Annotated in this window: 9 protein-coding genes and 1 pseudogene; 6 read left to right on the forward strand and 4 right to left on the reverse strand. The window is 29.6% G+C overall.

The window, feature by feature from the left end; genetic code table 11:
- Positions 1-32: 32 nt before the first annotated feature.
- From L8T82_RS01735 to L8T82_RS01760, 6 genes are all read left to right on the forward strand, one after another.
- Positions 33-740 carry a YebC/PmpR family DNA-binding transcriptional regulator gene (locus tag L8T82_RS01735; RefSeq protein ID WP_263659021.1) on the forward strand — a complete coding sequence of 236 codons (708 nt, stop codon included), beginning with the start codon at positions 33-35 and terminating at the stop codon, positions 738-740.
- 9 nt (positions 741-749) lie between these two features.
- Positions 750-1,232: a peptidylprolyl isomerase gene (locus tag L8T82_RS01740; protein WP_133318677.1), complete on the forward strand. Its 483-nt coding sequence runs from the start codon at positions 750-752 to the stop codon at positions 1,230-1,232.
- Between the two features lie 48 nt (positions 1,233-1,280).
- Positions 1,281-1,709 carry a trehalose-6-phosphate synthase gene (locus tag L8T82_RS01745; RefSeq protein ID WP_263659020.1) on the forward strand — a complete coding sequence of 143 codons (429 nt, stop codon included), beginning with the start codon at positions 1,281-1,283 and terminating at the stop codon, positions 1,707-1,709.
- A 50-nt stretch (positions 1,710-1,759) separates the two neighbouring features.
- Positions 1,760-2,365, forward strand: coding sequence for a DedA family protein (locus tag L8T82_RS01750; RefSeq protein ID WP_263725748.1), 606 nt, complete (start codon positions 1,760-1,762; stop codon positions 2,363-2,365).
- A 126-nt stretch (positions 2,366-2,491) separates the two neighbouring features.
- Positions 2,492-3,268 carry a threonine/serine ThrE exporter family protein gene (locus L8T82_RS01755; protein ID WP_220566900.1) on the forward strand — a complete coding sequence of 259 codons (777 nt, stop codon included), beginning with the start codon at positions 2,492-2,494 and terminating at the stop codon, positions 3,266-3,268.
- On the forward strand, positions 3,265-3,783 hold the full coding sequence (locus tag L8T82_RS01760; RefSeq protein ID WP_133318673.1) for a threonine/serine exporter family protein: 519 nt from the start codon (positions 3,265-3,267) through the stop codon (positions 3,781-3,783). The genes L8T82_RS01755 and L8T82_RS01760 overlap by 4 nt, the downstream gene beginning before the upstream one ends.
- On the opposite strand, the gene argS is transcribed toward L8T82_RS01760, so the two are convergent.
- From argS to L8T82_RS01780, 4 genes and pseudogenes are all read right to left on the reverse strand, one after another.
- Entirely contained in the window at positions 3,780-5,378 is a 1,599-nt protein-coding gene (gene argS, locus L8T82_RS01765; RefSeq protein ID WP_412175056.1) for an arginine--tRNA ligase, read from the reverse strand. The two genes, L8T82_RS01760 and argS, sit on opposite strands and share 4 nt — an antisense overlap.
- A 6-nt stretch (positions 5,379-5,384) precedes the next feature.
- Positions 5,385-5,624 carry a twin-arginine translocase TatA/TatE family subunit gene (locus L8T82_RS01770; protein WP_133318671.1) on the reverse strand — a complete coding sequence of 80 codons (240 nt, stop codon included), beginning with the start codon at positions 5,622-5,624 and terminating at the stop codon, positions 5,385-5,387.
- A 1-nt stretch (position 5,625) separates the two neighbouring features.
- Positions 5,626-6,240: a guanylate kinase gene (gene gmk / locus L8T82_RS01775; RefSeq protein ID WP_263725750.1), complete on the reverse strand. Its 615-nt coding sequence runs from the start codon at positions 6,238-6,240 to the stop codon at positions 5,626-5,628.
- A pseudogene (locus L8T82_RS01780) lies at positions 6,237-6,591 on the reverse strand (highly acidic protein); the annotation flags it as partial. The gene gmk and the pseudogene L8T82_RS01780, both read right to left, overlap by 4 nt.

The following is a 6,591-nucleotide window of genomic DNA, read 5'->3' on the forward strand; positions in this document are numbered from 1 at the left end:
AACTTTAAAACAATATAAGAAAGAGAGAATTTATGGGAAGAGCGTTTGAATATCGCAGAGCCTCTAAAGAAGCAAGATGGGATAAAATGAGCAAACTTTTTCCAAAACTTGCAAAGGCTATACAAGTAGCAGCAAAAGAAGGCGGAGCTGATCCTGATATGAACCCAAAGCTTCGTAGTGCCATAGCTACTGCAAAAGCTAATAATATGCCAAAAGACAATATCGATGCAGCTATTAAAAGAGCAAGTGGAAAAGATAGTGCTGATATTAAAAATATCCACTATGAGGGAAAAGCAGCACATGGGGCTTTAATCATTGTTGAGTGTATGAGTGATAATCCTACACGCACAGTGGCTAATGTAAAAGCAATTTTTAGCAAAAATGGTGGAGAAATTTTACAAAATGGCTCTTTGACTTTTATGTTTTCACATAAAGCTGTTTTTCATCTTGAAAAATATGATGGAGATCTAGAAGAACTTGAACTTGAACTCATTGATGCGGGACTTGAAGAACTTGAACAAAATGAAGAAGAATTACTAATTATAGGTGATTACACTGCTTTTGGTGAACTTAGTAACGCCATAGAAAAAAAAGACTTAGTGCTTAAAAAAGCAGGACTTGAATATCTTGCTAATAACCCCGTAAGCTTTAGCGAAGAGCAACTTCTTGATATTGAAAAATTGCTTGATAAATTAGAAGATGATGATGATGTACAAGCAGTTTATACCAACATAGAATAGGAGCAAAAAATGCTTAAAAAAATCGACATAAAAGATGCAAAAAAATACAATTTTGCTATCATTAGCACCGAAAAAGGTGATATGAAATTAGAATTATTTCCCGATGAAGCACCACAAACTGTGTGTAATTTTGCCAACTTAGCCAATGAAGGTTTTTATGATGAGCTTGTTTTTCACCGCGTGATTCCAAATTTTGTAATACAAGGTGGTTGTCCTTATGGTATAGGTTCAGGTGGCCCTGGTTATGAGATAGAATGTGAATGTGACGATCAAAAACACAAGCACTTAAGAGGTAGCTTATCTATGGCTCATGCTGGTAGAGATACAGGTGGTTCACAATTTTTTATTTGTCACAGCCCACAACCTCATTTAGATGGAGTGCATACTATCTTTGGACAAATCAATCCTGAAGACAAAGAAAGTTTAGAAGTACTAGATAGCATTAGAGCAGGAGATAAAATCAAAACTATCCAAATTTTAGAAAAACTTTAATTTTACATCTCCTTAAAATTGTGCTATGATTTTTTAAGGAGATTAGTTATGCATTTTATTTTTATTTGTATTCATCTTATCTGTGCTATATTTTTTATAGCCTATGTATTTTTTGATGTTTGTGTTTATTGCTTTGCTTATAAACACGAAAGCAAAGAAGATTGCGATAAAATTAAAAAAGCCTATGCCAAATCAAGTATTTTTATTTTTGCTAGTATTTTTATCTTACTTTTATTGAGTGGTTTTTATCTTTTAAGTTTTTATGAATTTAATTCTTTTTGGGATTTTTTTGCAAGCAATTTTGGAGTATTTTTATTTATCAAGCTTTTGCTACTAATAACAATGTTAGCTTTAACTTGTTATTCTTTGTTTTTTATAAGAATTTTAAAAAGAAAAGATCCTTTAAAATCTCACTTGATTGCTTTGATTTTATGTATTTTAATAGTCATTTGTGCAAAAGCCATGCTATATTTTTAAAACATTAAAACTAAATTTATATCATTAGTTTAAAAAATTAAAGGGTATTTATGCTTGGTGATATTATAGATTTTTTACTTACTCTTACAAAAGATTGGGGTTACTGGGGGATTATCTTTCTTATGTTTATAGAAAGCTCCTTTTTTCCTTTTCCTAGTGAAGTAGTGATGATACCTGCTGGATATTTAGCTCATCAAAACGAACTTAACTTTTGGCTATGTCTACTTTGTGGGACTTTTGGAGCTCTTTTGGGTGCTTTATTAAATTATTACTTATGTTATTTTTTAGGGCGTAATGTTATTTTAAAAATATGTAAATATTTTGGAGTTAATGAAACAAAATTTGCTCAGTTTGAAGCCTTTTTCAATAAACATGGTGAAATATCAACATTTAGCGGTAGATTAATCCCTGGATTGCGTCAATACATTTCTTTACCTGCTGGACTTGCAAGAATGAATTTGAAAAAATTTATATTTTATACTAGTTTAGGAGCTGGAATTTGGTGTTTAATTTTACTTATATTAGGTTATATTTTAGGTAAAAATGAAGACTTACTTAAAGAATATCTACATTTTGTTATTATTGCTTGTATTATTTTTATAAGTATGCTTTTAGCTATCTATATTTATATACAAAAAAAGAAAAATCGCACTTAATTTTTTTAACTTCCTTAAATTACCTAGTGCATATATTTTTAATATTTTTACAAAAATATTTTAAATTTATAAGATTTTATATTTTAATTTTGATAAAATCTTTAAAAACTATTTTAAAGAATATTTATGCAAAAACCATCAATTCAAAATTTAACTAATTTTTTAATCGAATATATTAGCGTTTTTCTAAGTGCAGGAACTTACACAGCAAGAGTAGCAAAATGCGTTGGAAGGATAGCTAATGCGTATGGTTATGAAATTAATATGAATTTTTTCTTTCATCATACTACGCTAAATATTTTTGATAAAGATGACAATTCTATACAAAGAACCTACATCATACCTAACAAACACAATCATATTAATTTTAAACTTATTTTAGAACTTAGTGCATTAAGTTGGCAAATTCATGATCATAAATACAACCTAGAAGAAGCCAAAATTTCTCTTTTAAAACTCAAACAAACCAAAAGAAATCCTTTTTTAGCTAATTTATTTTTAGTTTCAGCAGCAAATTCGGCCTTTTGTAAGCTATTTGGGGGAGATTTTTATGGATGTTTATTTGTATTTTTAGCTACTTTGGTGGGTTTTAGTTTGAGAGTTTTACTCACTAGAATAAAAATTGATTTAAGAATTCAATATATTTTTTGCTCTTTTTTATCTTCTTTTATTGTGTTTTTTGGAGTGGATTTAAAGCTTATACAAGAAGCAAATATTGCTTTGGGTTCTAGTATCTTGTATTTAATACCTGGAGTTTATTTTATAAACTCAATTATAGATATTTTAAAAGATCACATACTTATGGGTTTTAGTCGTATTATTAGTGTGGCGATATTGGTATGCTGTATTGCTATTGGAATTTATACCACTCTTAGCATTAGTGACTTTGGAATTTTAAGATGATTGATTATTCTTCTATACTTTGGGATATGTTTTTTGCAGCTTTAACAGGATTTGGTTTTGCTTATGTGTGTAATCCGCCCTTTAAAACACTCATACTCTCAGCCATATTAGCCGCCATAGCGCATGGTATGCGTTTTACTCTAATGGGGTATTTTGGCTTTCAAACTTTAGCTATTGCGACCTTTATAGCTTCTTTTAGCATAGGTTGTCTTGGTTTGTTTTTGGCTAAGATTTTTAAAACACCTGCTGAAATTATAGCTTTTCCTGCTCTTATCCCTATGATACCCGGAATTTACGCATACAAAGCTATATTGTATTTGATTTCTTTTATACGCTCAGAGGATATTGGCGAAAAAACTAATTTTTTGATTCATTTTTTTGATTATTTCTTTACAACACTTTCGGTAACATTAGCTCTAGCAGTAGGAGTAAGCATAACCTTGCTTTTATTTTTTGAGCAAAGCTTTATGATGACAAGAAGTATTAAAAAAAGCAAAAATCACGATCAAAATTAATCGTGATTCATTTTATTCTTTGCCTCTATTCCCATGAGTGCAAAAGCTGTTTTAATACTCAAGGCACATATGGCAAAAAGTTTTAAAAGCTCATCTTCATTGCTTGAGCCAACAACTTTATTTTCATTATAAAATTTATGAAATAAAGAGGCTAAATTTTTTAAATAATCAGGAATTTTTTGCAAGGCTCTTGATTCGAATGCATCATTAAGTACTGCTTTTAAATTTAAGCTTTCAAACAAAAGATTCATACCATCTTCATTTAAACTCTCAAATTTAGCATATATAACATCATTTACACTCTTACCTGCTTTGGCAAATACTTGATGAATTCTCGCATGAGCATAATTAATATAATACACAGGATTAGAGCTATCTTCTTTTTTAAACTCATCTACATCAAATTCCAAATGCGTATCACATTTTTTACTGATAAAAATATATCTTAGCACATCACTACCAAGTTCTTCTAAAACATCGCCCATTAAAATGAAATTTCCTGCTCTTTTACTCATCTTATAAGGCTCGCCATTTTTTAAGAGTGAAACCATTTGTGCTAAGATAATTTCAAGATTTTGACTATCATGACCTAAAAATTCCATAGCAGCTTTCATTCTAGCTATATAGCCGTGATGATCAGCCCCCCATATATTGATACACTTATCATAACCACGACTCATTTTATCTTTATGATAAACTATATCAGCAGCTAGATAAGTTCCTTTTCCATCATCTTTAATAATCACACGATCTTTTTCATCACCTTTAGCACTTGATGCAAGCCATATTTTACCATCTTGCTCATAAGTACCACCATGCTCTTTTAAGGCTTTTAAAGTATTTTCTAATTCACTATAATAGCTTGTTTCACTCACATAAGTATCAATAAATATCTTAGCATCGGCTAAATTTTGCTTAATAATTTTTAGCATTTTATCCTTAGCCCAAAGCGCTAATTGTGAAATATTTCCTTCTATAAAAAAATCTTTTTCAAATTCAGCAAAAGCCTCTTTTGCCACATCTACGATATATTCACCTTTATAATACTCATCAGGATATCGAACTTGCTCTTTTAAACAATGCTCTTTTACTGCAAGCAATATAGAAAGACCCAAAAGATAAATTTGATTACCCGCATCATTAACATAATATTCTGTATCAAATTTATATCCTAAATGTCTAGCAACCCTAGTTAAAGTATCACCAAAAATAGCCCCTCTAGCATGCCCTATGTGTAAAGGTCCTGTTGGATTTGCACTAACATATTCAAGCAAAAAACTCTGCTCTTTTTTTTCATCTTTTGCAAAATTTTCACTATCACTCAAAGCTTGCGTAGTCAAAGAATTTAAAAAAGCCTTTGAAAGCTTAAAATTTACATAACCATTTAAAGCCTCTACACTTTCAAAACAATCACAATCTTTTAACTTAGCAACAATATCATTAGCAATTATTATAGGGTTTTGCCTTAATTCTTTAGCTAAAGAAAAAGCCAAAGGTGTAGCAAAATGGGCTAGATTTTTATTCTTAGGATTTTCTAAGATAAAATCTCTTCCTAGTTTCTCTTTAATTTCTTTATAAACTAAAGTTTTCAACATATCGCCTTAAGCTTTTTTTGTTTCTTCATTATTTTCTTTTACTAGCACATCTTTTTCGTTGATTTTTTCAATTTTTTGTGCATCTTCTTGAACGATTTTTTTATCATCATCAGTATTCATTTCATCTTTAAAAGTTTTAATACCTTTTCCTAAACCTTTAGCAAGCTCTGGAATTTTTTTAGCACCAAAAAGTAATACTACAATAAGTAATATAATTAACCATTGGGTTCCACTTGGCATATGCATTTTATTCTCCTTTATTCCATTGAATTTGAATTTGTTTTAAATCATGTTTTGCACTTTTTAATTTTGAAGCTTCAAAAACTGCTTCTAACTCCCTATAACTTTTTTCTAGATCATCATTTATGATTAAAAAATCATATCGATCCAAATAAGCCATTTCATCACTAGCATTTTCTAATCTTTTGCTAATATCTTCTATTTTATCAGTATTTCGCTTAAGCAATCTTTTTTCAAGTTCTTTTTTATCTTTAGTTGTGATAAATACAGAAGTAATATAATTAGGCATTTTTTCTTTAGCTATGCAAAAGCCTTGCACATCTATATCAAAAATGACACTTTTACCCTCTTGCAATGCTTTTTTTACAGGAATTAACGATGTACCATAGTAATTTTTATGCACTAAAGCCCATTCTAAAAAATCACCTTTTTCTATACCTTGTTTAAATTCTTCTTCACTGATAAAAAAATAATCTACTCCGTTTTTTTCATTTTCCCTAGGAGCTCTTGTTGTGCTTGAAATAGAAAAATAAATATTATCTTTTTCTTTAAAAAGTTTTTGAAGCAAGGTACTCTTACCTGCTCCACTTGGCCCTGAAATAATTAAAATTTGACCGCTCAATGTTTATCCTCATCAAAGCTTATATTGATGTTTATATTCATCTTCATACCTTTCAAAGCTGCCTTTAAAGTATCATCAGTAATACTTGAAGTAATGGTTTGAGCTATACTCTTACTAAGCTCATTTACCATTTCATCTTCTCGTAAATTTTCTATTTTTTCTTGAGTGCTTAATCTATTTTCTTCTTTCTTTTCTACAATAGCTGGAGCAAGCTCTTCGCCTAAAGCCAACATAATATCATTTTCATTTAAATTTGCAAACTCATCTTGTGTATCGTCTAAAATTTCGCTCATATTTTCCTCTATATTTTCCTCTATATTTTCCTCTATATTTTCCTCTATATTTTCCTCT

Origin of the sequence: Campylobacter sp. IFREMER_LSEM_CL292 (assembly GCF_025771615.1) — a bacterium.
Classification (GTDB): Bacteria; Campylobacterota; Campylobacteria; order Campylobacterales; family Campylobacteraceae; genus Campylobacter_D; species Campylobacter_D lari_D.

What these genes read in the sequence shown, in the direction of transcription:
- L8T82_RS01735 (WP_263659021.1), top strand. Translation starts at nt 33, where the DNA reads ATGGGAAGAGCGTTTGAATATCGCAGAGCCTCTAAAGAAGCAAGATGG.
- L8T82_RS01755 (WP_220566900.1), top strand. Translation starts at nt 2,492, where the DNA reads ATGCAAAAACCATCAATTCAAAATTTAACTAATTTTTTAATCGAATAT.
- L8T82_RS01760 (WP_133318673.1), top strand. Translation starts at nt 3,265, where the DNA reads ATGATTGATTATTCTTCTATACTTTGGGATATGTTTTTTGCAGCTTTA.
- L8T82_RS01745 (WP_263659020.1), top strand. Translation starts at nt 1,281, where the DNA reads ATGCATTTTATTTTTATTTGTATTCATCTTATCTGTGCTATATTTTTT.
- L8T82_RS01740 (WP_133318677.1), top strand. Translation starts at nt 750, where the DNA reads ATGCTTAAAAAAATCGACATAAAAGATGCAAAAAAATACAATTTTGCT.
- argS (WP_412175056.1), bottom strand. Translation starts at nt 5,378, where the DNA reads ATGTTGAAAACTTTAGTTTATAAAGAAATTAAAGAGAAACTAGGAAGA.
- L8T82_RS01770 (WP_133318671.1), bottom strand. Translation starts at nt 5,624, where the DNA reads ATGCATATGCCAAGTGGAACCCAATGGTTAATTATATTACTTATTGTA.
- L8T82_RS01750 (WP_263725748.1), top strand. Translation starts at nt 1,760, where the DNA reads ATGCTTGGTGATATTATAGATTTTTTACTTACTCTTACAAAAGATTGG.